We start from the raw sequence: 24,850 nt of genomic DNA, 5'->3' as shown, positions 1-24,850 counted from the left end.
GACGAGGGAAGGAGCCGGGTAAGAGCGGCCTCACCGCGACGCGTCAGCGTCGCCAACCAACACGAGCCGGACAAGAACCGTCTCACCGCAATGCCCCAGCGTCTCCAATGGCGGGACTACCCGTGAGGCCGCGCCGGCGACTGGACTGAGGAGGGGAAGGTCGTGAGGAACGAGCGATCTTCCCCGACGAGGGAAGGAGCCGGATCCCAGCGGCCGAACCGCGACGCGCAGCGTCGCCATGTAGCTGAATCGTGCCGACTTGACTACTCTCGGTTACATGGCAGAGGTGAGGTCGGTCGTCGATCAGGACGACCTGTTGAGTCAGCGGATCAAGGAGCAGTGGAGCAGCCAGCTCGGCCGGCGGCTCGACATCCTGATCGCCGGGTGCGGATGGCCTGAGCCGCTCGATCTCGCGCAGACGGAGTCCAGGGTCATCGGGATCGACGAGGACCTGCCCGTGTTGCGTACGAGCACGTCCGCGCGCAAGGACCTGGACTCCTGGGCTCTGGGCGACCTGCGCTCCGTGCCGGTGCCCCCGCGGGCGTTCGACGTCGTCTACGTGCCGTTCCTGCTGGAGCGGATCGAGCACGCCGAGCTGGTGCTCGACCGGCTGCTCACCGGGTTGCGGCCCGGCGGGCTGCTGCTGGTGAGGATGCGTGACCGGGCTTCGGCGTACGGGGCGTGCGACCGGCTCACCCCGACGGGGCTGCGGCGATGGCTGTGGCGCAGGTTCGTTCCCGCCGGGACCGTGGGCCCGCTGCCCGCCGTCTACGAGCAGATCGCCTCGCGCGAGGGGATGCACTCGTTCTGCCTCGTGCGCGGGCTGATGGTGACCGAGGACATCTCCACCGCCAGTGGTCCCGCGCTCCGCGGACCTCTCGGTAAGCTTGCCCGCGCCACCTGCTCGGTGGTGGAGGCCCTCTCCAGGGGGAGCCGGCCCGCGTCTCACGACGAGATAACTTTGGTGATCCGCAAGCCCCAGAGTCACTTCGCCCGGTTGATCTGAGATCCACCGGGCCGGGGCACCTGGGATTTCACCGGGCGGCCGGATCCCAGGCTCGCCGGACGGGGTCGTCCATCGTGAGCGGGCGGAGCAGGAAAGTTCCGACGACCGCGATGGTGGAGCAGATGACGGCGCCTTTCGAGTGGACCCCAGACGCCCGCGAGCTGGCCGACCTTGAGCTGCTGCTCTCCGGCGCCTTCAGGCCGCTGGAGGGCTTCCTGAGCTCGGCCGACGCGCACGCCGTGGACGAGCACGGCGCGCTCGCCGACGGCACCCCGTGGCCCGCGCCGGTCACCCTCACCCTTCCCGACGACCACCCGGCCGCCCCCGGTGACCGGATCACCCTGCGCGACCCCGAGGGCGCGGCGCTCGCCGTGCTCACCGTCACCGAGCGTGCGGACGGCTTCGTCGCCGGGCCTGTCGAGGCGCTGGACGCCCCCGAGCACGGGCCGTTCGCCCGGCTCCGCCTCACCCCGGCGCGGGTCCGCGAGCAGCTGAACGGGCGGGAGTCGGTCCTCGCCGTCACCATGCGCGGGCCGCTCGGCGACCTCGGCGAGATCACGGCGACCGCACGGGAGCTGGAGGCGTCGATCCTGCTGCTCCCGCTCGCGTACGGCGAGGGCGGGCCCGCGGTGGTCCGCGCCGCGCTCAAGGCCCGTGAGGGGCTGCCGGAGGGCACGCTCGTCGCGGTGGTGCCGCTCGCGCCCAGGGAGCCGGCCATCGACCTGGAGCTGCGCGAGCGCGTGGCCGAGGCCTACGGCGCGACCGAGCACCTGGCGGGTCCCGAGCCCGTGACGCTTCCCGGTCCCCCGCACCGCCGGGGGCTGGTGGTCTTCTTCACCGGCCTGTCCGGCTCCGGCAAGTCGACCGTCGCCCGAGGGCTGCGTGACGCGCTGCTGGAGCGCGGCAGCCGCACGGTGACCTACCTCGACGGCGACGTGGTCCGCCATCTGCTCTCCGCGGGGCTCACCTTCTCCAAGGAGGATCGCGACCTCAACATCCGCCGCATCGGTTTCGTCGCCGCCGAGGCCGCCAGGCACGGCGGTCTGGCGATCTGCGCGCCCATCGCGCCGTACGCCGCCACCCGCGAGGAGGTACGGGAGATGGTCGAGGCCGTCGGCGCCGACTTCCTGCTCGTCCACGTCTCCACCCCCCTGGAGGAGTGCGAGCGCCGCGACCGCAAGGGCCTCTACGCCAAGGCCCGCGCGGGGATCATCCCCGAGTTCACCGGCGTCTCCGACCCGTACGAGGAGCCGGACGACGCCGACCTGGAGATCGACACCACCGGCATCAGCGTGGACCGGGCGGTGCACCAGGTGCTCGATCCGTTGATCCAGGGCGGCTGGATCCGCTGATCCCGCCCCGACGCCCAGGCCCGGAAGCCCCTGCCGGACGCCCCGGTGGCCGCCGTCAGCGGGCGGGGACGACGGCGTCGAGGCGTGGGTCGCGGGCGAGTTCGCCGAAGGCCCTCCGGCCGCCGGGCGTGGTGTCGAAGCGGGTGTCGCCACGGGGGGCGCGCGGCGAGTCGAAGTAGATCAGAGCCTTGATCCGCGGGTATTCGCCGATCTCCCCGCGTACCGAGTCGAAGAACGACTCCTTGAACCCCGGCCGGTCATGACGCTCGAAGACGCCCCACTCGGCGAGCATGACGGGCTTGTCGGGGAAGCGTTCCCCCATCCAGCGGTAGAACCCCGACCAGCGGGGGAACTCGGGGCGGGTCTTGTTCACCAGCCCGTCGAAACTGTGGACCCTGTGGTCGACGTAGGGGTCCATCGCCACCCAGTCGACCACGTCGTCACCGGGGTAGAGCTTCTCGAACCAGGGTTCCGACGCCCAGTTGGGCGCTCCCATGTAGGTCATCACCGTGACCGCGTTGGTCACGCCCCCCTGCCGCAGGCGCTTGACCACGTGGCGGAACATCGCGGCGTAGTCGGCCGCCGTCATTCCCCTGCCGCGGGCCTCCCGTACGTCGTCCTCCGGCTCGTGGTGGACGGTGAGGAAGAACCGCTCGGGGAAGGTTCGCACGATGTGGGCGGCCAGCCGGTCGATCCGCTCGTCCAGCGCCCCACGGGCGATCTGCCCCCAGGTGTGGTCGAGGGACGGCTTCCAGTTGATCAGCAGGAGCCTGCGGCCGGCCGGGTCACGGGCGATGGCGCGTTCCGCGGGGGTCGGGAAGAGCTCGTCGCCCCGGTGGTAGACGTGCATGATGTCGGCCGGCCGGCCCATGCGTCTCTCGGCCCTCTCCAGGGCCCGCTTCTGCGGCCGTCCCGTGAAGATCTCGGGTGCGATGCCCCACCAGGCGCCGCAGGAGGGCACGAGCTTGGCACCGACCTCGCAGGCGGCCCGGGAGCGCCCTTCGCGTGCTCCCGGGGCACCGACGGCGCCCGCCGCGGCACGGGCCTCCCCCGTGTCGGCGGTACCCGGGGCGTCCACGGCGTTGGAGGTCCTGCCGCCTCCGCTCAGCCCGGCGATTCCCAGCGCGAGGGTGCCCAGACCCAGCGCCAGCACGAGGCCGGAACCGGCGATTCTTACCACTCGCGGAATTACGTCTATAGGAGCATTTGTCTGATGCACCGTTTCCTCACAGCCGTCGCGCGTACGCATTCGTGGGCCGTCCTCGACCGTCACGGGGGAACACCTTCCCATCGCCCGGACGTGCCTCGTCCCTGACTTTGCCGGTCCGTGCCACAGCTGCCTCGCGGACGATAGGAAATATCGGATAAACCGCTGTTATCTCCCTGTGATTGGCGCGGCCAACGCAAAGAAAATCTTGCGTATCGGTTCGGGGAAACGGAAAGCCGACCTATAGTTCCAAGGGTTCCCAGCGTCTGTTCGCCGGAGAGGCACCAGCGACACATGAGCCCGTCACCGGACGCCCCCGTCCGCCGCGGAGGCGAGGATCTGGCGGACTACGCGTCGCTTCTCCGCCGCCGGTGGCTGATCGTCCTCTCCCTGTTCCTCACCGGAGCCGGTGGCGGCATCGCCCTGATGTGGCTCACCCCGCCCTCCTACACCGCCTCCGGGCAGGTCCTGGTGACCGCGACCGGAGCGCAGGAACAGACCAACCAGGTCACCAGCCGTCAGCGCGAACCGCTCAACCTCGACACCGAGGCCCAGGTGGCCAGGTCCGCGGTGGTCGAGGCGAAGGCGAGGCGGTTGTTCGACGGCCTCTCCTGCCCCGCCGAAGTCTCGGTGCCGCCCAACACCTCGGTCCTGGAGATCTCCTGCAGCGCCACCGACCCGGCGACCGCGGCCTCGGGAGCGAGCGCCTACGCCCTCGCCTACCTCGCCCAGCGCCGCGAGTCCTCCGCCCAGACGCTCGCGGCCCAGACCAGGGCCGTGCTGGTCAAGCTGAGGCAGACCAACGCGGGTCTCACCAGGGTCGCCACCGAGCTTCCCGGCCTCGGCAGGGGGACCACCGAGCGGGCCCTCGCCCTCCAGCGGCAGAACGTCCTCGCCAGGCAGGTTCACAGCCTCACCTCCAAATACGACGCGCTCAAGACCGTCGCCGTCACCCCCGGCTCCGTGATCAGCCAGGCGACGGCGCCGGCCGAACCCACCACCCCCCGCCCTCCCCTCTACCTGGGCAGCGGCCTCATGGCGGGACTGATCTGCGGCGTCGGCGCCGCCTGGCTCCGCGACCGCCTCGACACCGCCCGGCGGCCCCCCGCAGCCGTCGGCCGCCTCACCGGCCTGGACACCCTCGACGGTGTCCGGGCGCACGGCCCGGCGGGCGCGGTGCTCGTGGTCGCGACACCCGGCACCTCCCCGCGCGAGGTCAAGCACGCCGTACGGGCGCTGAACGATCGCGGGATCCCCGTGGTCGGCACGTTCGTCATCGGCGACGACGTCCCCTCGCTCCCCGCCGGACGGGGCTCTCACGCGGCGCGCGCTCCACAGGGACCGTACGCGTCACAGGGACCGACATCGCAGGGACCGACATCGCAGGGGCCGTACGTCCCGCAGGTCGCGTCCGCGCCGCGGGCCGGAGGAGGGTGGAGCCGCGAGGGCGCCCAGCGAAGGGCCGACCGGCCTCTGGCCGGCCTGGCGGGCGGACCCGCCCTGCTCAGAGCGCCGGGCGAGAGCCTGGAGGCACCCGCCAGGCCGGGAGCGCACGGACCCCCCGGCACACCGGAGGCGCGGCAGGCGCCCAGGGCGTACGGGAACGGAGCACACCGGGCGGCGGAAAGACCGGAGGCGCCGAAGACGCCCGGAGGGCACGGGAACGGCACACGCGGGGCGGCCGAGAGGGCGGAGTCGTGGCTCACCTCCGAGGCGAACAGGGACGGGGCGCGCGGACCCGCCGACGGGCCGGAGGTGCCGCTCGCGCTCGGGGCCAACGGGAACGTTCCAACCATCGGGCAGACGGCCGACGGCCGGAGGGGGCGCAGGCTGTGAGGTGTCCGCGTCCGGCCGTCTGGCCGATCGCCGCCCTCCTGGTGGGCTATCCCGTCTGGTGGGCGCTCGGTTTCGGAGGCCTGTCGGTGATCGTGGTGGCCCCGGCGATGGCACTGGTCCTGTGGCGGAGGCGGCCGATCAGGGCGCCGCGCGGTTTCGGGCTCTGGCTGCTGCTCCTCGCGGGTTACCTGATCAGCGCGCTCATGCTCGGCGAGATGCCTCCGGGCACCTACGGCGAGTTCGGCGCCGGGCGGCTCCTCGGCTATCTGATGCGCCTGTTCCTGTACGTCTCGCTGCTGGTCATGGTGCTCTATCTGGGCAACCTGACGGAGGAGGAGCTGCCGCAGCTCACCCTCGTGCGGATGCTCGGCGCGCTGTTCCTCACGACCGTCGCGGGCGGCCTGCTGGGCGTGTTCGCCCCGCGCGTGGAGTTCACCTCACCGGTCGAGACGGTCCTCCCCGACTGGATCGGCGGCAACCCCTTCGTCCACAACCTGATCCACCCCACCGCCGCCCAGATGCAGAAGGTCCTCGGCCACGCCTCGCCGCGCCCCGAGGCGCCGTTCGAGTGGGCCAACGCCTGGGGTGGCAACCTCTCGGTGCTGCTCGTCTGGTTCGTGGTCGGCTGGTGGGTGTACGGCGGGCCGCGCAGACGCCTCGCCGTCGTCCCGCTCGTCGCGCTCGCCGCGATCCCCGTCGTCTACTCGCTCAACCGAGGGCTGTGGATCGGGCTCGGCGTCGCCGCCGCGTACGTCCTGCTGCGGCTGGGCACGCGGGCCCGCGTCGCGACCTGCGCGGCCCTGACCGCGGGGGCCCTGGTGTTCGCCCTCAGCCCCCTGCAGGCGATGGTGGCCCAGCGGCTCGACAACCCGCACAGCAACGGCATCCGCGCCTTCACCGTCTCGGCGACCCTCGCCGCCGCGAGCACCGCGCCGCTCATCGGGTACGGCAACACCCGCAACGCCACGGGCAACCACCGGACGATCACCACCGGCAAGAGCGGCTGGTGCCCCACCTGCGGCCATCCGCCTCTGGGCGGGGACGGCCAGCTCTGGCACCTGATGATCACGCAGGGTTTCACCGGGGCCGCGCTCTACGTGGCGTTCTTCGCCGGGGCCGTCCGCCGCCACTGGCGTGACCGGAGCCCGATCGGCGTCGCGGGGGTCCTCGTGATGATCCTCACCCTCCTCTACATGTTCGTCTACGACGGGCTGGTCACACCGCTCAGCCTGTACCTCGTCTCGTTCGCACTGCTCTGGAGAAACTCGATGGCGAGCACGGCCTCATGAACGACGCCCGCGCCCGTCTGCGCTACCTGGACCAGACCCTCGACCTGCTGTTCCCCGGCCCCGGCGACCCGAGCCCCTACACCCTGCTCCCCCACCGGCTGCTCCCCCGCAGGCTGGTCCCCCGCGCCTGGTGGCACCCCGGCGGGAGGGTCACGGTGTCCTCGGGCCGGGACGGCATCGAGAGCCACCTGAGCGAGGTGTTCGGCACCGCCGTCCGTGTCACGCTGCGGGTGCGCCCGGCCCGCCGGGCCAACCGCAAGCCGATCCTGGAGGCGCGCGCCGCCGACGGGCCGATCGCCTTCGTGAAGATCGGCGACACCGACCTGACCCGGGAGCTCGTCTCCCACGAGGCGCGGACCCTCGGCCTGCTCGCCGGCGTACCGCTCAAGACCGTCGTCCCGCCCGCCGTGCTGCACCACGGAACCTGGCGCGGCCTGTCCGTGCTGGCGCTCACCCCGCTCCCCGTACGGCGGGGGCGGATACCAGGTGACGTCCTCGTCGACGCGATCGACGAGATCGCCCGCATCCCCGGGGGCGACGTCCCGGATCGCGCCCCCGCCGCTTCGGACCCGGCTTCGGGAGACCCCCCTCCCGGGAAACCCGCCCGCGCGGGCCGGCCCTCCCTCGGCAATCCCGTCGCGGGAGACCCGCCTACCGGGAAACCCGCCCGTGCCGGCCACGCCCTCCTCGGCGTCCCCGCCGGAGGGAGCCCGGCTCCTGAAAGCGGAGGGCTCGAAGAGCGGTCGTTCTCCTGGCACGGCGACCTGACGCCGTGGAACATCTCGCGCGGCCCCGACGGACGGTTGCTGGTCTGGGACTGGGAGCGGTTCGGCACCGGGGTCCCGCTGGGCTTCGACGCCGTCCACCACTTCTTCCAGCGGGCCCTGCGCCGCGCCGATCCGGCCACCGCGGCGAGGGCCTGCGTGGCACGGTCCCTGCGGATCCTGGCACCCTTCGGGCTCTCGGCCGCCGAGTCCCGGCTCACCGCGCTCCGCTACCTGATCGCCCTCGCCGACCGCCACGCCGCCGACGGCCACGCGCCCCTCGGACCACCGGAGCTCTGGCTCACCCCCCTCGCCGACTCCCAGGAGACCCTGCTGTGAAGGCTGTGAAGGCCGTGAAGGCCGTGAGACCCGCGCTGAAGCGTTCGGTCCACACGGCCTCGTGGGCGATAGGGCGCCTCACCTCCCGCAGCCGGGTGCTGCCCTCCTTCCTCATCGTCGGAGCACAGCGCTGCGGCACCACCTCGCTGTACCGCGTCCTGTCCCAGCACCCCCTCATCCTGAAGCCCGTCCTGCGCAAGGGCGTCCACTACTTCGACACGGCGTACGACCGGGACCTGTCCTGGTACCGGGCGCACTTCCCGCTGCGGGTGTCGGCCTCCCGGCCGGCCCGCAGGTACGGTTTTCCCGCCCAGGCCTTCGAGTCGTCGCCCTACTACCTGTTCCATCCACTGGCCGGTCCCAGGATCGCCCGCGACCTGCCGGGCGCCAAGCTGATCGTGCTGGTCCGCGACCCCGTCGAGCGGGCCTTCTCCGCGCACGCCCACGAGCTGGCGAGGGGCTTCGAGACGGAGCGCTCCTTCGCCAGGGCCGTGCGGCTGGAGGAGGAGCGGCTCGCCGGGGCGGAGGAGCGGCTGCGCACCTCGCCGTACTCGACGAACCTCGCCCACCGCCACCACGCCTATCTCGCCAGGGGCCGCTACGCCGAGCAACTCGCCCGGCTGGAGCCGCTGGTCGGCCGCGACCGGCTGCTCGTCATCGACAGCGGCCGGTTCTTCGCCGAACCCGATCTCGCCTACGACCGCGTGCTGGCGTTCCTCGGGTTGCCGCACCTCGGTGAGCCGGTGTTCGAACGGCACAACGGCCGGGCCAGGCCGGGTCCCATGCCCCGCAAGCTCCGTCGCGAGCTGAGGGCCCACTTCGAGGAGCAGGACACCCTGCTGACCTCGTGGCTGGGCGCGGAGCCTTCGTGGCGCCGCTGATCCCCACCCGCCTGGCGGGCCGCCTGACCGGGGCCGCGCGGGGCGGGGTGGCAGGGCTCGCGGGAGCGGGGACGGGGGCCGCCGCGCAGTTCCTCACGGTCGTGCTGGTCACCAGGGGGGTGGAGCAGGAGGCGGCCGGTCTCTTCTTCTCGGCGACCGCGCTGTGCCTCACGGCCGCCACGGTCCTGCGGCTGGACGCGGGGAACGGGCTGGTCCACTTCATCGCCAGGTCCCGGTTCCTCGACCACCACCACGCCTCCGGCTACGTCCGCGCGGCGCTCGTCCCGGTCGCGGCGCTCTCGCTGGCGGCCGGCGCGGCGGTCGTCCTCACCGTCTCCGACCCGGCGCTGCGGGTGCTCGCGGTCGCCCTGCCCGCGGTGACGTGCTCGGGTGTCGTGGTGAGCGCGACCCGCGGGTTCGGCTCGATGCGGCCGACCGTGCTGCTGGACGGGGTGCTGCAGCCGGTGTCCCAGTCGCTCCTGGTCGGGGCGGTGGTGCTCGCGGGCCACGGCTCCGTGCCCCTGCTCGCCGCGGCCTGGGCGCTGCCGTACCTGCCGGTCCTGTTGCTCGCCTCGATCTGGCTGCGGCGGCGGCTGCCCGGGACGCCCCTGCAGCCGGGCGCCGCGCACGAGCTGTGGCGTCACACCTGGCCACGGTCGCTGGCTGCCGGGATCCAGGCGGTGTTCCAGCGGCTGGACGTCGTGATCGTGGCGCTGCTCGCCGGCCCGGCCGAGGCCGCCGTCTACACCGCCGCCACCCGTTTCAAGATCGTGGGTCAGCTGGCCGGTCAGGGACTCGCGCAGGCCATGCAGCCGAGGCTGGTCCGGGCCCTCGCCGAGGGCGACCTGCCGCGCGCCGGGGAGCTGTACCGGTCGGCCACCCGCTGGCTGGTCCTGCTCACCTGGCCGGTCTGGCTGGGATACGCCGCGTTCGCGCCGTGGCTGCTCGGCGCCGTCTTCGGTGACGGTTACACCGGCGGTGCGCCGGTGGCGTTCGTGCTGGCCGCGACGATGATGCTCGCCACGGCGTGCGGTATGGCCGACGTGGTGCTGACCTCCGCCGGGCACACCGGCTCCAGCCTGGCCAACCTGGTCGCCGCCGTCGCGACGGTGGTGGCGCTGGACCTGCTGCTCATCCCGTCGCTGGGCTCGCTCGGTGCCGCCCTCGGCTGGGCGGGGGGCACGGTGGTCAAGAACCTGCTGCCGCTCTGGCACATCCACCGCCGGTACGGCCTGCGGCCCTTCGGCGCCCGCAGCCCGGCCGCCCGGCGGGCGGCATGACCTCCCTTCCTTCCCCGCCCCCTACGGCCCTGAACGCGAGGTGGACGCCATGACCGCGCGGCCCGGGTGTTCCGGAAGCCTGGACACGTGATGGGCACCGTGACGCCCGTACTGGTCACCGGGCTGCCCAGGACCGGGACGAGCTGGACGGGCAGGATGCTCGCGGCGAGCGGGGAGCTGGTCTACGTCAACGAGCCGCTCAACCCCGAGCACCCGCCGGGCCACTCCCCCGGTGTCCTCGACGCCGTGGTCGGCCACCGGTTCCAGTACATCTGCCCGGACAACGAGCGGGCCTGGCTGCCCGCCTTCACCCGCACGGTCGCGCTGCGCTACGGGTTCCTCGCCGAACTGCGCCGCAACCGGTCACCGTACGACCTGGCGAGGATGGTCCGGTACGGCACCGCGTTCACGCTGGGGCGGCTGGGCGGGCGCCGGGCGCTGCTGGACGACCCGTTCGCGCTGTTCTCCGCCGGCTGGTTCGCCGACCGGCTCGGCTGCCGTGTGATCGTTCTGCTGCGCGATCCGGTGGCGTTCGTCGGCAGCTGGCAGCGGCTCGGCTGGACGGTCTACTTTCACGAGTTGCTCGAACAGCCGCTGCTGATGCGCGACCAGCCCCACCTGGAGGCGTTGCGCCCGCTGGTCGGCTCCCAGGACCGTGTCGCCAAGGCCGTGGCCCTGTGGCGGGCGGCCGGGACCACCGCCGCCGACCTGGCGGAACGGCACCCAGGGATCATGCTCGCCCGCTACGAGGACCTGGCCCGCGAGCCCCTGGCGGGCTTTCGCCGCCTGTACGAGTGGGCGGGCCTGACCTGGACGGCCCGCGCCGAGGCGCGTATCCGCCGCGCGTGCACGGGCGCGTCAAGCACCAGGGCATCAAGTACGGAGGCGTTAAGCACAGGCACAGGCACGGGCACGGGCACATCAGAGGGCATGAGCGCAGGCACAGGCACATCGGAGAGAGGCGTTGGCGGCTTCGCCTGGAGCGGCCTGTCCCGCACGGCCTACCGGCCGATGGACTCGCGCCGCGCCCTCGCCGAGGCCGACGCTCGGCTGAGCCCGCAGGAGGCCCTCCGGGTCAGGAGACTCGCCTCGGCGGAACGTTGAGGTCCGCACGGGAAACACCGTGGAGTCGTGAGGCTCCGGCGCTCCGGAACTTCACGACTCCCATGCCTTCACGGCGCGTGACCTCACAGGGTCACGACCTCACGAGAACACGGCCCCACAGCCCCACGCCCCCACGGCTTCGAGGCGACACGGCTTCAGGAGAAGAGGCCGCGTACGAGGGAGACCGTGAGGAGCCGAAGCGCGTACGGCAGGTCGTCGACCAGATAGCGGCGGGCGAGCCTGCCCGGCTCCCGCGTCAGCCGGAAGACCCACTCCAGGCCGCCGCGGCGCATCCACGCCGGTGCCCGCCGCACGGTGCCCGCGGCGAAGGCGATCGCCGAGCCGCAGCCGACGAACCAGGTGCCCGGCAGGTCACGGCGGAGTGAGGCGATGAGGCGCTCCTGTCTGGGAAAGCCGAGCCCGACGAAGACCAGCCGAGGCGCGGCGGCGATCACGTCGTCGCGCACCCGGGCGTAGCTCTTCGGATCGTTCTCGAATCCGTAGGGCGGGGCGCCGACCCCGGCGATCACCAGCTCCGGATGGCGGCCCACCAGCTCGCGGGCCGCCTGCGCGGCCGTGCCCCGGGGACCGCCCAGGAGATACACGGGATGGCGGTAGAAGGCGGCGGCCTCCGACAGGGACCAGATCAGGTCGGCGCCGGTGACCCGGCCGGGGAGAGGGGTGCCGAGCAGCCTCGCCGCCCATACCAACGGCATGCCGTCCGCCACCGCGAGATCGGCGCGCTCGACGAGTCGGCGGGCCCGGGGATCGCGGGCGACGGTCCGGCTGATGTCGACGTTCGGGGTGACGAGGTGGCCGCCCTCTCCGCGTTTCAGAGCCGCGACCACGTGCTCGACGACCTCGCCCTCGGTCATCGGGTCGATCGCGACCCCCGCCACCCGCACGCGCCTGCGCAGACGCCTGCGGGTGGCCTTGTCGGGTCGGGGCCTCCTGCGGGAGACGGCCGCGGGAGCCTCCCGCCCGGTGACCGGCGTCCCGGCCTGCCCTGCGACGGCGGGCAGGCCGGGCGCCGAGTCGTGACCGGTGGTCGCGGACCGGTGGTCGGTGCGGGGCGAGGAGGGAGGCACCGTCGGGCGCTCGACGGCCTTCACCGTCAGGAGCGGGGCGAACGGTGGGTCGTGGCGCTCGGCGGCGACCTGGCTCGTCACGGGCGGAACGATCAAGGCGCCGTGGCGGAGCACGACCCGCGGATGCCGGGTGACGGGCGCCATCAGATGCCGTGTCCCCGGTGGTGCAGGACGCTGAGCAGGGTCCGCGCGGGGATCAGGCCCGTCGCCACCGCGAGCGCGATGGGTGCCCGGGGTTCGCCATGGCGGGCGGTGAAGGCCCGCCAGGCCCAGCGGCCCGCCTCCCTGCGCTGGCCGAGGGCCGCGTGGTGGAAGGCGAGCTGACCGTAGACCCGCGCCGCGCCGCGCGGATCCACGGCCAGATCAGGGTGCCGGGCGAGCATCCACTGCAGCCCGGCGATCCGGTCGGCCCAGCGGGCCACGTACGAGGAACCGCCCCAGCGCACCCGGACCAGGGGCCGGTCGACGTGCACGATGGGGTGCTGGGCCGCGGCGCGCAGTGCCAGGTCCCAGTCCTCGTTCTGTCCCCCGGGGGCGCTCTCGTCCGCCCAGAGGCCGCCGCGCCGGAACAGGAACGTCGAGGAGTGCACCATCACCATCCGCGAGCGCACCAGGTGGCGGTAGGTGACGCGACTGGTCCCGGCCAGCCGGGCGATGCGCCGCGATCCGTACTCGACCTCGATGGCGCAGCTGGAGAAACGCGCCTCCGGCTCCGCCTCCAGCGCGGCGACCTGGGCCTCGATCTTTCCTGGCAGCCACTGGTCGTCGTCGTCGCAGAAGGCGACCAGGTCGGTGCCGAGCGCGGCGATGCCGGTGTTGCGGGCGCCGGGCAGGCCGGGGGTGAACCGGTTGGCCATCACCCGCACGCCGCGTGAGGACGGCCCGTGCCGGCCGGGTGTCACCGCCCGGCTGGCGAGGAGGTCGGCCACCTGGTCGGCGACCCAGGCGGGATCGCCGCCGTCCACGACGACGACGACCTCGACGGGTCCTGGATGGTCCTGACCGAGCACGGCGAGCGTGGCCGCGCGCAGCTGGTCGGGCCGGTGTCCCCGGGTGGGGATGACGACACCCACCGATGTGTTCACGCGATTCTCCGGTAATAGCCGTATTTGATCATGAGGGGCCAGGTCAGCGCGGTGACCAGGCGCGCCTGCCGGGGCGACGCGACGTCACGCCAGCTGTCGTCCCTGGTCAGCTCCGTGCGGCCGACCGTGAAGCGCACGGGGTTGCCCGAGGCCGTGTGCGCCGTCGAGAGTTCCGCCCACCTGCCCGAGAGGAAGTCGAGACGGCAGGGGAGCCCGATCCTGGCGACCACCCGCCTGAGCGTGTCGGCGGGGGTGTCGAGCAGGTCCTCGTAGCGGACCCGGGTGACCGGGACGCCCCTGCGGGCGAGGAGTTCGAGTCCGAGGTTCTCGCTCAGCCAGTGCAGCGAGGTGCGGGAGGGCGACCAGTGGGTCATCGGGCGCCCGTCCTCGGGACGGGCGACCCTCCTCCGCCAGGAGTGGGCGACCGCTCGGGGGTCGCGGACCATGTGAACGACCTGGACGTCGACTCCGGCCGCCGCGAGGCAGAAGGCGAGCGAGGCGTGCTTGCTGGAGTCGATCACGACCGGGCAGTCGGCGACCTCGCCCGCCGCGTCGTACAGGTCGCGGTGGATCGCGACGTACTCGTCCAGCTCCGCGGTGCCGGGCGTCGGCCATCGGCCGGTGCCCGTCTGCTCCTCGGCGAGGAGCCTCGCCAGCGTGGGGATGCGCCGGGTGCGGTCCACGCGGGACCTGAGCGCGATCATCCGGTGGGCGAGGCCCTCTGACCAGCCGCCGAACGCGCGCTCGCCGACCTTCTCCCAGAAGGGGCACGATCCGAAGGGCTCACCGCACCCGCATGCCTCGTCCGCGAGCGCGCTCCTCGCCCAGAGGTGGACGACCTCACCGAGCGGAACGATGCCCGGGATCTCCCCCAGCAGGCGCTCCAGCAGTGTGGTCCCGCTACGGCCGAGGCCGCCCAGGAATACCACCCGAGCAGGTGACGGACTATCAGACACAGGCACGAATCCTTACCCGGCGGATACGGAACGTGTCGAGGCTAGCGCGGAGCGTAACAGAGGGGTCGGAGAACGGACAAAGGATCTACCCAACGGGTGCGACGCCGCCCGTCCCCTGAATCCCGGCCACCGAACGGGGAGTGGCCACGACCTCGCGACCGAACAGGGAGATCGGACAGGGAAGGGACCGCGACCTCGCGACCGGCCAGGGAGGTCGGAGAAGGGGAGGACCGCGACCTCGCGATCCGACGCCGGGCGGACCCACGGCCGGCCCCCGGAACGACGAACCGCCCGCGGCCCCGCGCCACGGCCCCCTCCCTTCGCGTACGGGAGGGGGCCGTGGCGCGGGCCACGGGCGGCGGGGTGCGCCTACTTGGCGTCGACGATCATCCCGGCGCCGACGGTGTTGTTGGTGGACTCGTCCACCAGGATGAAACCGCCGGTGAGGCGGTTGCGGGCGTAGTCGTCCACGAACAGCGGGCGGGTGACGCGAAGCGAGACCCGGCCGATCTCGTTGAGGCCGAGCGACTGTGCCGTCTCGTCCCGGTGCAGGGTGTTGACGTCCAGCCGGTAGTGCAGGTCCTTGACCAGGGCACGGGCCGTGCGGGTGGTGTGCTTGATGGTCAGCTTGGCGCGCGGGGCGAGCTTGGCGGTGTCGGCCATCCAGCAGATCATCGCCTCCAGCTCCTGGGAGACGTGCGGCTGGTTGTTCGGACGGCAGATCATGTCGCCGCGCGAGATGTCGATGTCGTCCTCCAGCCGCAGGGTGACCGACATCGGGGGGAACGCCTCGTCGAGCGGCCCGTCGAAGGTGTCGATCGACGCGATGCGCGTGGCCAGTCCCGAGGGCAGGTGCATGACCTCGTCGCCCGGCTTCAGCACCCCTCCGGCGACCTGGCCCGCGTAGCCGCGGTAGTCGTGGAGTGAGGGGTCGGTGGCCCGCTGCGGGCGGATGACGTACTGCACGGGGAAGCGCACGTCGACCAGGTTGCGGTCGGAGGCGATGTGCACGTGCTCCAGGTGGTGGAGCAGGGAGGACCCGTTGTACCAGGGCGTGTTCTCCGAACGGGACACCACGTTGTCGCCGTGCAGCGCCGAGATCGGGATGAACGTGAGGTCCGGCGCGTTCAGCTTGGAGGCGAACGCGGTGAACTCCTCACGGATCTCCTCGAACCGCTCCTGGGAGTAGTCGACCAGGTCCATCTTGTTGACGGCGAGGACGAGGTGCGGCACCCGCAGCAGGGTGGTGAGGAAGGCGTGCCGCCGCGACTGTTCGAGCACGCCCTTGCGTGCGTCGATCAGGACGATCGCCAGGTCCGCGGTGGACGCGCCGGTGACCATGTTCCGGGTGTACTGGATGTGCCCGGGGGTGTCGGCGATGATGAACTTGCGCCTGGGAGTGGCGAAGTAGCGGTAGGCGACGTCGATCGTGATGCCCTGCTCCCGCTCGGCCCGCAGGCCGTCGGTGAGGAGCGACAGGTCGGTGTACTCGGTGCCGCGGTCGCGGGAGGTGCGCTCGACGGCCTCCAGCTGGTCCTCGAAGATCGCCTTGGAGTCGAAGAGCAGCCGCCCGATGAGGGTCGACTTTCCGTCGTCGACACTTCCCGCCGTGGCGAAGCGAAGAATGTCCATTAGCGCTGCTCTCCAGAGGTCGTACGGCGTGCGCGGCCGGACCGCGCGGGAAGGGACTCGCGGTGCGCCGGGGGGACCGGGTGGGCCAGGTCGCACGGGGCGCACGGGGCGTCGAAGATTCGGACTCTCACTAGAAGTAGCCCTCCTTCTTGCGGTCCTCCATGGACGCCTCGGAGGCCCGGTCGTCGGCGCGGGTGGCGCCGCGCTCGGTGATCCGGGTCACCGCGATCTCCTCGATGATCTCCTCGACCGTCGCGGCACCCGACTGGACGGCGCCGGTGCAGGTCACGTCACCGACCGTCCGGTAGCGGACCGTCATCTCCAGGAGCGACTCGTCCTCGTCACGGGTGATGAACTCACTGTCGGCGAGCAGCATGCCGTCGCGCTCGAACACCTTGCGGGTGTGGGCGAAGTAGATCGACGGAATCTCGATCCCCTCGCGCCGGATGTAGTCCCAGATGTCGAGCTCGGTCCAGTTGGACAGCGGGAACACCCGGATGTGCTCGCCCTTGCGGATCCTCGCGTTGTAGAGGTTCCACAGCTCGGGACGCTGGTTCTTGGGGTCCCACTGGCCGAAGTCGTCGCGGAAGGAGAACACGCGCTCCTTGGCGCGGGCCTTCTCCTCGTCGCGGCGGGCGCCGCCGAACACCGCGTCGTACTCGTTCTCCTCGATCGCGTCCAGCAGCGTCGTGGTCTGGAGCCGGTTGCGCGAGGCCCTGCGACCGGTCTCCTCGACGACGCGTCCGGCGTCGATGGAGTCCTGGACGCTCGCGACGACGAGGCGGGCGCCCAGCTCGGCGGCTCGGCGGTCACGGAACTCGATGACCTCGGTGAAGTTGTGCCCGGTGTCGACGTGCATCAGGGGGAAGGGAATCGGCGCCGGCCAGAACGCCTTCTCCGCGATGCGGAGCATGACGATGGAGTCCTTGCCCCCGGAGAAGAGCAGACAGGGACGCTCGAACTCCGCCGCGACCTCACGCATGATGTGAATAGCCTCTGCCTCGAGGACATCGAGCTGCGACGTGGTGTAGTCGCGCTGAAGCATCAGACTCTCCTAGCGGGGATTAGCGGTGCAGATCCCGGATTCCAGCGAGCAACGTTGGCGCCAGTCCCGGTAGGGAAACAAGAATATCCGGCAGTGAGGGGTCGGGCTGGTTGTAGACCAGCGGCGAGCCGTCGATACGGCTCGCGTGGACCCCTGAGGCGAGGGCCACCGCGACGGGCGCGGCGGAGTCCCACTCGTACTGGCCGCCGGCGTGCACGTAGGCCTCGACCTCGCCGGTGAGCACGGCGGAGATCTTGGCGCCCGCCGAACCGATCGGCACCAGGTCGGCGCCGGCGAGACGGGCCAGGTTCTGCACGAACTCCGGCGGGCGGGTCCTGCTGACCGCGATCCTGGGCCTCGCGCCCGCCTCGGGGGCGGGCGGCACGGGGGGTTCGAGGGTGGAGAGCGTACGGCCCTGGGCGGGCAGTGCGACGGCTCCGGCGGTCAGCGTGCCGCGCTCCCAGAGTGCCACGTGGACCGCCCAGTCGGAGCGGCCCTCCTCGGCGAACTCGCGGGTGCCGTCCAGCGGGTCGATGATCCAGACCCGCTCGGCGCGCAGCCTGCGCGAGTCGAGACGCTCCTCGCTGGTCGCCTCCTCGGACAGCACACTGTCACCCGGACGAAACCGGGACAGGGCCTCCATGAGAAACACGTGGGAGGAGGCGTCTCCCTCCTTGCGAAGCTCGGACGGGTCGCCGAAGCCGCGCTCCGCGCGCAGCGCCGCCAGCTTCTCACCGGCCGTCGTCGCCAGTTCGGCGGCGAGCTCGTGATCGTCGCGAACGGTCATCAGTATGCTCCAGCTCCTCGCGCGACAGCCGACCAAGTCTTCCACAGGATCTGCAGGTCCAGCATGAGGGACCAGCTCTCCACGTAACGCAGGTCCAATCGTACGGATTCCTCCCAGGAGAGGTCAGAGCGGCCACTCACCTGCCAGAGGCCGGTCATGCCTGGCTTGACCAGTAATCGACGGCGGACGTCGTCACCGTACCTCGCGACCTCCTCGGGTAGTGGCGGCCGGGGGCCGACCAGCGACATATGCCCCAGAACCACGTTAATCAATTGCGGCAGTTCGTCCAGTGAGTGGCGGCGCAGCCGGGCGCCCAGCGGCGTCACCCTCGGATCATTACGGATCTTGAAGAGCAGGCCGGGACCGTCGCTGGACAGGGCGATCTTCCGGTGCTCGGCGTCGGCGCGCATCGTCCGGAACTTGTAGATCGTGAACTCGGCGCCGTCGCGCCCCACCCTCGTCTGCCGGAAGAACACCGGTCCCGGCCCCGAGGCCCGTACGGCCACCGCCACCCCCGCCAGCAGGGGCAGCAGCGCCGTCAGCAGCAGCCCGGCCCCCACCCGGTCGAACAGGTTCTTGAGCACCTGGCGCAGGCCGGAGATCTCGGGGTGGTCCACGTGCAGCAGCGGCAGTCCCGCCGCCGGGCGAATGGTGATCCGCGGCCCGGCCACCTCCATCAGGGCGGGGGCGACGATCAGGTCCGTGTGGGTCTTCTCCAGCCGCCAGGCCAGCCGCCGCAGCGCCACCCCGTCCATCTCCGGGCAGGCGAGCACGGCCACGGTGTCGGCCGAGACCCGCCCGACCGCGAACGCGACCTCGGAGAGGTCGCCCAGGACGGGCACGCCCGCCACGTCGCCCATCCCGCCGCGCGAGACGACCGGCACGCTCTCCCCATCGCGCATCCCGCCGCGCGGGATGCACGCCGCCACGACCTCCATGCCGTGGTAGCGCTCCCGGCGGAACCTGCCGACCAACTCGGTGATCGCCGCCCGGTGCCCCACCGCCACGACCCGCCGCATGCACCCGCCCCGCGCCCGCCTGCGGTGCAGGGAACGGCGCAGGGCGTACCTGGCGAGAAGGGTGAGCAGTGTCGTCAGCGGGAGCGCCAGCACCACGTAACCCCGGGCCACTTCGATCTTGGAGAGGTAGGCGCAGACGGCGAGGGCGGCGGTGAGCATGAAGCCGCACTGCAGGATCCGCTGGAACTCCTCGGAACCCAGGCCGATGAGCCGGGGCTCGTAGGCGCGGTTCAGCGCGACCACGCAGACCCAGACGACGGGCAGGGCGGCGCTCAGCACGACGTACGGGAAGACGTAGGCGGTAACCTCGCCGAATCGAACGAACAGCGCGAGGGCTCCGGCCAGGGCGGCGCAGACGGTGTCGGCGGCGACGGCCGTCGCGCGGTGCTTCCGCACCCAGCCCGGCGTGCGCCGCCGCGCGACCGGAACGGCCCCTGCCTCCCGCACGGCCCCGGACCCGCTTTCCCGCACGACCCCGGCTTCCCGCATGTGCGGGGCGGCTCCGGCTTCGCGTGTGTGCGGGACGGCTTTCGCCTCGCCTTCCCGCACGACCGGCACGGCCTTCCCATCGGCTTCCCACGTGGCCTGGACGGCTCCCGACCCGCTCTGTTGTGCGGCCTGGAATGCGGTCACGTCGCGCACGCGCTCCCCCTGCGTAACCGTTCACGGACAGACAGTCATGGAATGCTAGCGGTGGCGGGAGAGACCAGAAGGTTGAAGACCGAAACATACATCTCTGTGGATGTCGAGGCCGATGGCCCCATTCCGGGGCCTTATTCAATGATCAGCATGGGTATGGCCGTGGCCGGGCGGATGACCGGAAAGGTCTTCGAGCCGGTGGATCCACAGACCCTCACGCTCTACGCGGAGTTGCGGCCGATCAGCGACGACCACGTGCCCGAGGCGCTCGCCGTGAGCGGGCTCGACCGGGAGACGCTGATCCGCGAGGGCCGCGACCCGGCCGAGGCGATGCGGGAGGCCGCCGCGTGGATCCGCGAGGTGTGCGGTAACAGCTCGCCGGTGCTGGCGGCCTATCCGCTCTCCTACGACTGGATGTGGATTTACTGGTATTTCATGCGCTTCACCGGCGCCTCGCCGTTCGGGCACTCGCGGTGCATCGACCTCAAGACGCTGTACGCGGCCAAGGCGGGCGTACCGATCGGCTGGGCGACCAAGCGGCAGATGCCCGAGCACCTGCGGTCCCGGCGTCCGCACACCCACAACGCGCTTGACGACGCGATCGAGCAGGCCGAGCTGCTGCAGAATCTGATGGCGTTCGACCGCCGCTGACATCGGCCACGGGGAGCACGGCACGAACACCCTCGCTTCCCGGCGGGCCGAATGTCCGGAGGGACCGGCTCCCCGGGCGGGCCGGCCGTCCGAGCGCTCCGAGCGTCTGGGGCCCCGGCCGTCCGGGGCCCCGGCCGTCCGGGGGCTCGTCCGTCCGGACGGGCAGGCGGGCGGGCCGACCTCCTGAGGCCGACCTCCTGAGGCCGACCGGCTGAGCCGGCTATCTGGGCGGGCCGGAGATGTTCAGGTCGCCGGCGTGGAAGGCGTTCTGGGTCGGCTCCAGGCCGACCTTGATCAGCGACTCCACCACGTCGGAGGCGCGGTCGACGAGGAAGGCGAGATCCTTGCGTTCGGCGGTGGCGAAGTCGCGCAGGACGTAGGCCGCGGCGTCCATCCGGCCCGGCGGGCGGCCGATGCCGAACCTCACCCGCAGGTAGTCCTTGGTCGCGAGCGACTTGGTGATCGACTTCAGACCGTTGTGGCCGTTGTCGCCGCCGCCCAGCTTCGCCCTCAACGCGCCGTAGGGAATGTCCAGCTCGTCGTGGACCACGACCACCCTGGCCGGGTCGACCTTGTAGAAGTCGGCCAGGGCCTTGACCGGCCCGCCGGAGAGGTTCATGAAGGACAGCGGCTTGGCCAGCACGGCGGGGACACCCGCCAGGCGGCCCTCCAGGACCTCCGCCCGCGACCTGTGCGCCTTGAACCGTCCTCCGGCTCGCGCGGCGAGCTCGTCCAGGACCATGAACCCCGCGTTGTGCCGGTTCCCGGCGTACTCCGGCCCGGGGTTTCCCAGGCCCACGACCAACCAGCGGTCCACGATCGGCATCCCTTCACACGCGTCAGGGCGGCCCGGTCCCGGGCCGCCCTGACAGATCTAGCAGAGAAAACTACTCGGCGCTCTCGGAGCTCTCGCCCCCGGCGGCCGGAGCGGCCTCGGCCGTCTCGGCGGCCTCGCCCTCCGGCTCGGCGACCGGGGTCGCGGCGACGATGAGGACGAGCGCCTCGGGGTCGGCGGCGAGGGTCGTGCCCTTGGGCAGCTTCAGGTCGGCGGCGGTGATCTGGGTGCCGACCTCCAGGCCCTCGACGTCGACCTCGACGCCCTCGGGGATGTGGGTGGCCTCGGTCTCGACGGAGACGGAGACGAGCTGCTGGTCGAGGATGCCGTCGGCGACGTCGCCCACCACGGTGACGGGGATGTCGACGGTGACCTTCTCGCCGCGACGGACGAGGATGAGGTCGACGTGCTCCAGGAAGCCCTTGATCGGGTCGCGCTGGACGCCCTTGGGCAGGGCCAGCTCGGTCACGGCGCCCTCAAGGCGGATCAGCACGTTCGGCGTACGCAGGGCGAGCAGCAGCTCGTGACCCGGCAGGGACAGGTGCTGGGGCTCGGTGCCGTGCCCGTAGAGGACGACGGGGACCTTGTCCTCGCGACGGATCTTGCGGGCGGCGCCCTTGCCGAACTTGTCACGGAGTTCGGTGGTGATGACCACTTCGGACATGGCTGATCTCCTAGGGATCTCGGGAATCGGAAAGGTGCGCTCCCCCTCACCCGCCCTAGCGGAAGGCGTTACGAGCGCACGCAATCCCACAACCCTACCGTGTCAACGGTGACGCCGAACGCGTCGCGGTCCCGAACGCCCTCGGACAGCTCAGGAAGGGGCTTCACCGCGCTCCGGGAACGGGAAGGAGGGCCGTCCCCGGGAACGCGTGCACGACGGTTTCCCGGGGACGGGACGGGGTGTCAGCTGTCGCCCTCGAAGAGGCTCGTCACCGAGCCGTCGCTGAAGACCTCGTTGATGGCGCGGGCGATCAGGGGGGCGATCGACAGCACGGTGAGCTTGTCGAACCTCTTCTCCTCGGGCAGCGGCACCGTGTCGGTGACGATGACCTCGGAGATCCCGGAGTTCTTCAGCCGGTCGACCGCGGGGTCGGAGAACACCGCGTGGGTGGCGGCCACGACCACGTTGGTCGCGCCCTGCTCGTACAGCGCGTCGGCCGCCTTGCAGATCGTCCCCGCGGTGTCGATCATGTCGTCGATCAGCACACAGGTCCGGCCCCTCACCCGGCCGACGACCTCGTTCACCTTCACCTGGTTGGCCACGTCGAGGTCGCGGCGCTTGTGGATGAAGGCGAGCGGGGTGCCCAGCGTGTCGGCCCAGCGCTCCGAGAGCCGTACCCGGCCGGTGTCGGGCGAGACGACCGTGGTGCTGGCGAGGTCGAGCTTGTCCTTGAGGTAGTTGACCAGGACGGGCATCGCGAACAGGTGGTCCACCGGGCCGTCGAAGAAGCCCTGGATCTGGGAGGTGTGCAGGTCGATCGACATCAGCCGGTCGGCACCGGCCGTCTTGAACATGTCGGCCATGAGGCGGGCGGTGATGGGCTCGCGGCCCCGGCCCTTCTTGTCCTGGCGGGCGTAGCCGTAGAACGGCATGATCACGGTGATCCGCTTGGCGGAGGCGCGCTTGAGCGCGTCCACCATGATCAGCTGTTCCATGATCCACTGGTTGATCGGCCAGGTGTGGCTCTGCATGACGAACGCGTCGCAGCCGCGGACCGACTCCTGGTAACGGGCGTAGATCTCCCCGTTGGCGAAGTCGCGCAGCGTGGTCGGCGCCGCGTCGACCCCGAGGTGGCTCGCCACCGCGTCCGCCAGCTCCGGGTGCGCCCGTCCGGAGAAGAACATCAGGTTCTTCTCACCGGTCTTCTTGATGCCGCTCATGCCGTCCCCCTCGCCTGAGAGCCCGCCGATACCCGCGCGACGCCGCCGCGCCCGCCGGACCGCCCATCGGGCCGCTCGCCGGGCCGCTCGCTTCGCTCACTCACGTCTGGCTCCCCTGCTGTTCCCCGGCCTCGGCGGCCCGTAGCGCCGCCTCGGCCGATCTGGTGCCCGCGCGCCTGCGCGCGACCCACCCTTCGATGTTGCGCTGGCGCGCACGTGCCACCCCGATCGCTCCCGGGGGGACGTCTCCGTCGATGACCGATCCCGCGGCCGTGTACGCGCCGTCGCCGATCGTGACCGGCGCGACGAGCATGGTGTCGCACCCGACGAAGGCGTTCTCTCCCACCGTCGTGTGGTGCTTGTTGACCCCGTCGTAGTTGACGAAGATCGCCGAAGCGCCGATGTTGGCGCCCGCACCGATCGTGGCGTCGCCCACGTAGCTCAGGTGTGGCACCTTGGCCCCCTCACCGACCTGCGCGTTCTTCATCTCAACGTACGTCCCCGCCTTCGCCTTGCGCGCCAGGACCGTGCCGGGGCGCAGGTAGGCGTACGGCCCGACCAGGGCCTCGGGGCCGATCACGGCGTCGACGCAGACGGCGTTGCGCACCAGCGCGCCCTCTCCGACGATCGTGTCGGTCAGGGTGCTGGCGGGGCCGATCTCCGCGCCCTCGGCGACCGTCGTGCAGCCGTGCAGCTGGGTCCCGGGGTGGATCACCACGTCCGCCTCGAGGATGACGTCGGCGTCGACCCATGTGGTGGCCGGGTCGATCACGGTCACCCCTGCCCGCATGTGGGCCTCCAGCAGGCGCGCGTTGAGCACCCTGCGGGCGAACGCCAGCTGTACGCGGTCGTTGACGCCCTCCACCTCCACGTAGTCGGCCGCGATGTGCGCGCCGACCCGGTGGCCGTCCTCCCGCAGGATCGCGAGGACGTCGGTGAGGTACTCCTCGCCCTGGGCGTTGGAGGTGGACACCCGCTTGACCGCGTCGGCGAGCAGGAGTCCGTCGAAGGCGTAGACGCCGGAGTTCATCTCCTTGATCGCCCGCTGCGCGGGGTTCGCGTCCTTCTCCTCGACGATCTCCAGGACCGCTCCCGAGGCGTCGCGGACGATCCGGCCGTAGCCGCGTGGATCGGGGACCTCGGCCGTCAGCACGGTGACGGCGTTGCCGTCCTGTCCGTGCCGTTCGAGCAGGGCGGCGAGGGTCTCGGCGCGCAGCAGCGGCGTGTCGCCGTACGTCACCAGGACGGTGCCGTCGATGGTGCCGGTCGCCTCCAGTGCGGTCCTGACGGCGTGGCCGGTGCCCTTCTGCTCGGTCTGGACGACGGTCCGCGCGTCGGGATCGGTCCCGGTCAGGTGCGCCTGGACCCGCTCCCTCTCGTGACCGATGACGACGACGAGCCGCTCGGGTTCGAGGTCCCTGGCGGCGGCGAGCACGTGGTCGACCAGGGCTCGGCCGCACAGCTCATGGAGGATCTTCGGTGTTCTCGACTTCATCCGGGTGCCCTCGCCTGCGGCGAGGACGATGACGGCTGCCGGGCGCGGCACACTCACGGACGAGGCTCCCTCGGCGTCGCGACTGAGACATGGCGAAGCGTGGTGACGGACGGCTACCCCGGGGGGCTGCGTCCTCACCTGCTCGACACCGTGAGGATACCTTCCCCCTCGGGGAGCCACTCAGCCGACCAGCCGAGCGAATAAAACAGACAGAAGTGGATTGCTCCGGCACCAGGACTCGAACCTGGACAACAAGGACCAAAACCTTGCGGGCTGCCAATTACCCAATGCCGGACCGGTCGGGCGATCGGGACGGAACCCGTACGCCCGGCACCCCTACGATACAGAGCCCGCACCGCCGAACGCGCCCCGTTTCCGCACCCGCTTCCGCGACCTGTCCCCGCGGCCCGCGCAATCGGGCACGCGCCCGGTCGCCCGATCCCCCGGGCATCCCGGACGCCTCAGGGGACACGGATCCCCCGGGCGCCACCGGCCTCACGGGCGGGCGCGCGCGGGATCCTCGTTTAGCAGGTCAGCCGGGGGTAGAACAAGTGATGGACCCGCTACGGAGTGAATCCCAGAGAGTCATGTTCCTGACATTAGGCGCTTAGGTGTTCCTAACTTACGATTGCGTAGGTTACGGTTGCGTAGCCGGACATGAGTCCTTGCCTTTTCC

The 24,850-nt window shown here is 71.6% G+C and carries 21 protein-coding genes and 1 tRNA gene; 9 read left to right on the top strand and 13 right to left on the bottom strand.

Annotated elements, in window-relative coordinates:
• Positions 1-277 precede the first annotated feature (277 nt).
• Complete coding sequence (locus AB0B90_RS21385; protein WP_350950004.1) at positions 278-1,006, top strand: methyltransferase domain-containing protein; 729 nt, start codon at positions 278-280, stop codon at positions 1,004-1,006.
• A gap of 122 nt (positions 1,007-1,128) precedes the next feature.
• The gene (gene cysC, locus AB0B90_RS21380; RefSeq protein WP_350950005.1) at positions 1,129-2,358 is read left to right on the top strand and encodes an adenylyl-sulfate kinase; all 1,230 of its coding nucleotides are present in this window, start codon (positions 1,129-1,131) and stop codon (positions 2,356-2,358) included.
• A gap of 55 nt (positions 2,359-2,413) precedes the next feature.
• On the opposite strand, the gene AB0B90_RS21375 is transcribed toward cysC, so the two are convergent.
• Complete coding sequence (locus tag AB0B90_RS21375; RefSeq protein WP_350950006.1) at positions 2,414-3,538, bottom strand: hypothetical protein; 1,125 nt, start codon at positions 3,536-3,538, stop codon at positions 2,414-2,416.
• Between the two features lie 321 nt (positions 3,539-3,859).
• Between AB0B90_RS21375 and AB0B90_RS21370 the strand changes: the two genes are divergently transcribed.
• From AB0B90_RS21370 to AB0B90_RS21345, 6 genes are all read left to right on the top strand, one after another.
• Positions 3,860-5,401, top strand: a complete 1,542-nt coding sequence (locus AB0B90_RS21370; protein ID WP_362924248.1) for a Wzz/FepE/Etk N-terminal domain-containing protein — start codon at positions 3,860-3,862, stop codon at positions 5,399-5,401.
• Positions 5,398-6,690, top strand: coding sequence for a hypothetical protein (locus AB0B90_RS21365; RefSeq protein ID WP_362924246.1), 1,293 nt, complete (start codon positions 5,398-5,400; stop codon positions 6,688-6,690). Before AB0B90_RS21370 ends, AB0B90_RS21365 begins: the two co-directional genes overlap by 4 nt.
• Positions 6,687-7,793 (top strand): hypothetical protein, encoded by a 1,107-nt coding sequence (locus tag AB0B90_RS21360; RefSeq protein WP_362924244.1) that lies wholly within the window; start codon positions 6,687-6,689, stop codon positions 7,791-7,793. Before AB0B90_RS21365 ends, AB0B90_RS21360 begins: the two co-directional genes overlap by 4 nt.
• Positions 7,790-8,674 (top strand): sulfotransferase, encoded by an 885-nt coding sequence (locus tag AB0B90_RS21355; protein WP_350950010.1) that lies wholly within the window; start codon positions 7,790-7,792, stop codon positions 8,672-8,674. Before AB0B90_RS21360 ends, AB0B90_RS21355 begins: the two co-directional genes overlap by 4 nt.
• Positions 8,662-9,954, top strand: coding sequence for a lipopolysaccharide biosynthesis protein (locus AB0B90_RS21350; RefSeq protein ID WP_362924241.1), 1,293 nt, complete (start codon positions 8,662-8,664; stop codon positions 9,952-9,954). Before AB0B90_RS21355 ends, AB0B90_RS21350 begins: the two co-directional genes overlap by 13 nt.
• Positions 9,955-10,044: 90 nt before the next feature.
• Complete coding sequence (locus AB0B90_RS21345) at positions 10,045-11,058, top strand: sulfotransferase (RefSeq protein WP_362924239.1); 1,014 nt, start codon at positions 10,045-10,047, stop codon at positions 11,056-11,058.
• A 155-nt stretch (positions 11,059-11,213) separates the two neighbouring features.
• On the opposite strand, the gene AB0B90_RS21340 is transcribed toward AB0B90_RS21345, so the two are convergent.
• The 7 genes from AB0B90_RS21340 to AB0B90_RS21310 all read right to left on the bottom strand — a co-directional run bounded on the left by AB0B90_RS21340 (position 11,214) and on the right by AB0B90_RS21310 (position 19,159).
• Positions 11,214-12,227, bottom strand: a complete 1,014-nt coding sequence (locus AB0B90_RS21340) for a WecB/TagA/CpsF family glycosyltransferase (RefSeq protein ID WP_362924237.1) — start codon at positions 12,225-12,227, stop codon at positions 11,214-11,216.
• 62 nt (positions 12,228-12,289) lie between these two features.
• Entirely contained in the window at positions 12,290-13,231 is a 942-nt protein-coding gene (locus tag AB0B90_RS21335; RefSeq protein WP_350950014.1) for a glycosyltransferase, read from the bottom strand.
• Positions 13,228-14,187 carry a sulfotransferase gene (locus tag AB0B90_RS21330; RefSeq protein ID WP_350950015.1) on the bottom strand — a complete coding sequence of 320 codons (960 nt, stop codon included), beginning with the start codon at positions 14,185-14,187 and terminating at the stop codon, positions 13,228-13,230. The genes AB0B90_RS21335 and AB0B90_RS21330 overlap by 4 nt, the downstream gene beginning before the upstream one ends.
• A 369-nt stretch (positions 14,188-14,556) precedes the next feature.
• Positions 14,557-15,819: a sulfate adenylyltransferase subunit CysN gene (gene cysN / locus AB0B90_RS21325; protein ID WP_350950226.1), complete on the bottom strand. Its 1,263-nt coding sequence runs from the start codon at positions 15,817-15,819 to the stop codon at positions 14,557-14,559.
• Between the two features lie 130 nt (positions 15,820-15,949).
• Positions 15,950-16,864, bottom strand: a complete 915-nt coding sequence (gene cysD / locus AB0B90_RS21320) for a sulfate adenylyltransferase subunit CysD (protein ID WP_350950225.1) — start codon at positions 16,862-16,864, stop codon at positions 15,950-15,952.
• A gap of 19 nt (positions 16,865-16,883) precedes the next feature.
• Positions 16,884-17,651: a 3'(2'),5'-bisphosphate nucleotidase CysQ gene (locus AB0B90_RS21315; protein ID WP_350950224.1), complete on the bottom strand. Its 768-nt coding sequence runs from the start codon at positions 17,649-17,651 to the stop codon at positions 16,884-16,886.
• On the bottom strand, positions 17,651-19,159 hold the full coding sequence (locus tag AB0B90_RS21310) for a sugar transferase (RefSeq protein ID WP_362924463.1): 1,509 nt from the start codon (positions 19,157-19,159) through the stop codon (positions 17,651-17,653). The genes AB0B90_RS21315 and AB0B90_RS21310 overlap by 1 nt, the downstream gene beginning before the upstream one ends.
• Positions 19,160-19,459: 300 nt before the next feature.
• On the opposite strand from AB0B90_RS21310, the gene AB0B90_RS21305 reads away from it, so the two are divergent.
• A complete protein-coding gene (locus AB0B90_RS21305) occupies positions 19,460-19,960 on the top strand; it encodes a 3'-5' exoribonuclease (protein WP_350950223.1) in 501 nt (166 codons plus the stop codon).
• A 220-nt stretch (positions 19,961-20,180) separates the two neighbouring features.
• Here the strand turns inward: AB0B90_RS21305 and pth are convergent, their stop codons facing one another.
• The 5 genes from pth to AB0B90_RS21280 all read right to left on the bottom strand — a co-directional run bounded on the left by pth (position 20,181) and on the right by AB0B90_RS21280 (position 24,469).
• Positions 20,181-20,786, bottom strand: coding sequence for an aminoacyl-tRNA hydrolase (gene pth / locus AB0B90_RS21300; RefSeq protein WP_350950222.1), 606 nt, complete (start codon positions 20,784-20,786; stop codon positions 20,181-20,183).
• Between the two features lie 61 nt (positions 20,787-20,847).
• The gene (locus AB0B90_RS21295) at positions 20,848-21,459 is read right to left on the bottom strand and encodes a 50S ribosomal protein L25/general stress protein Ctc (RefSeq protein WP_350950221.1); all 612 of its coding nucleotides are present in this window, start codon (positions 21,457-21,459) and stop codon (positions 20,848-20,850) included.
• Positions 21,460-21,701: 242 nt separating this feature from the next.
• Positions 21,702-22,679 carry a ribose-phosphate diphosphokinase gene (locus AB0B90_RS21290; RefSeq protein ID WP_350950220.1) on the bottom strand — a complete coding sequence of 326 codons (978 nt, stop codon included), beginning with the start codon at positions 22,677-22,679 and terminating at the stop codon, positions 21,702-21,704.
• A gap of 100 nt (positions 22,680-22,779) precedes the next feature.
• Positions 22,780-24,231, bottom strand: coding sequence for a bifunctional UDP-N-acetylglucosamine diphosphorylase/glucosamine-1-phosphate N-acetyltransferase GlmU (gene glmU / locus AB0B90_RS21285; protein WP_350950219.1), 1,452 nt, complete (start codon positions 24,229-24,231; stop codon positions 22,780-22,782).
• Between the two features lie 166 nt (positions 24,232-24,397).
• Positions 24,398-24,469 (bottom strand) — tRNA-Gln (locus AB0B90_RS21280).
• Positions 24,470-24,850: the final 381 nt, after the last annotated feature.

This window comes from Streptosporangium sp. NPDC049078 (assembly GCF_040648855.1).
Lineage (GTDB): Bacteria > Actinomycetota > Actinomycetes > Streptosporangiales > Streptosporangiaceae > Streptosporangium.
Note: the sequence above shows the minus strand (reverse complement) of the source record. Positions and strands in the feature narration are given on the sequence as shown.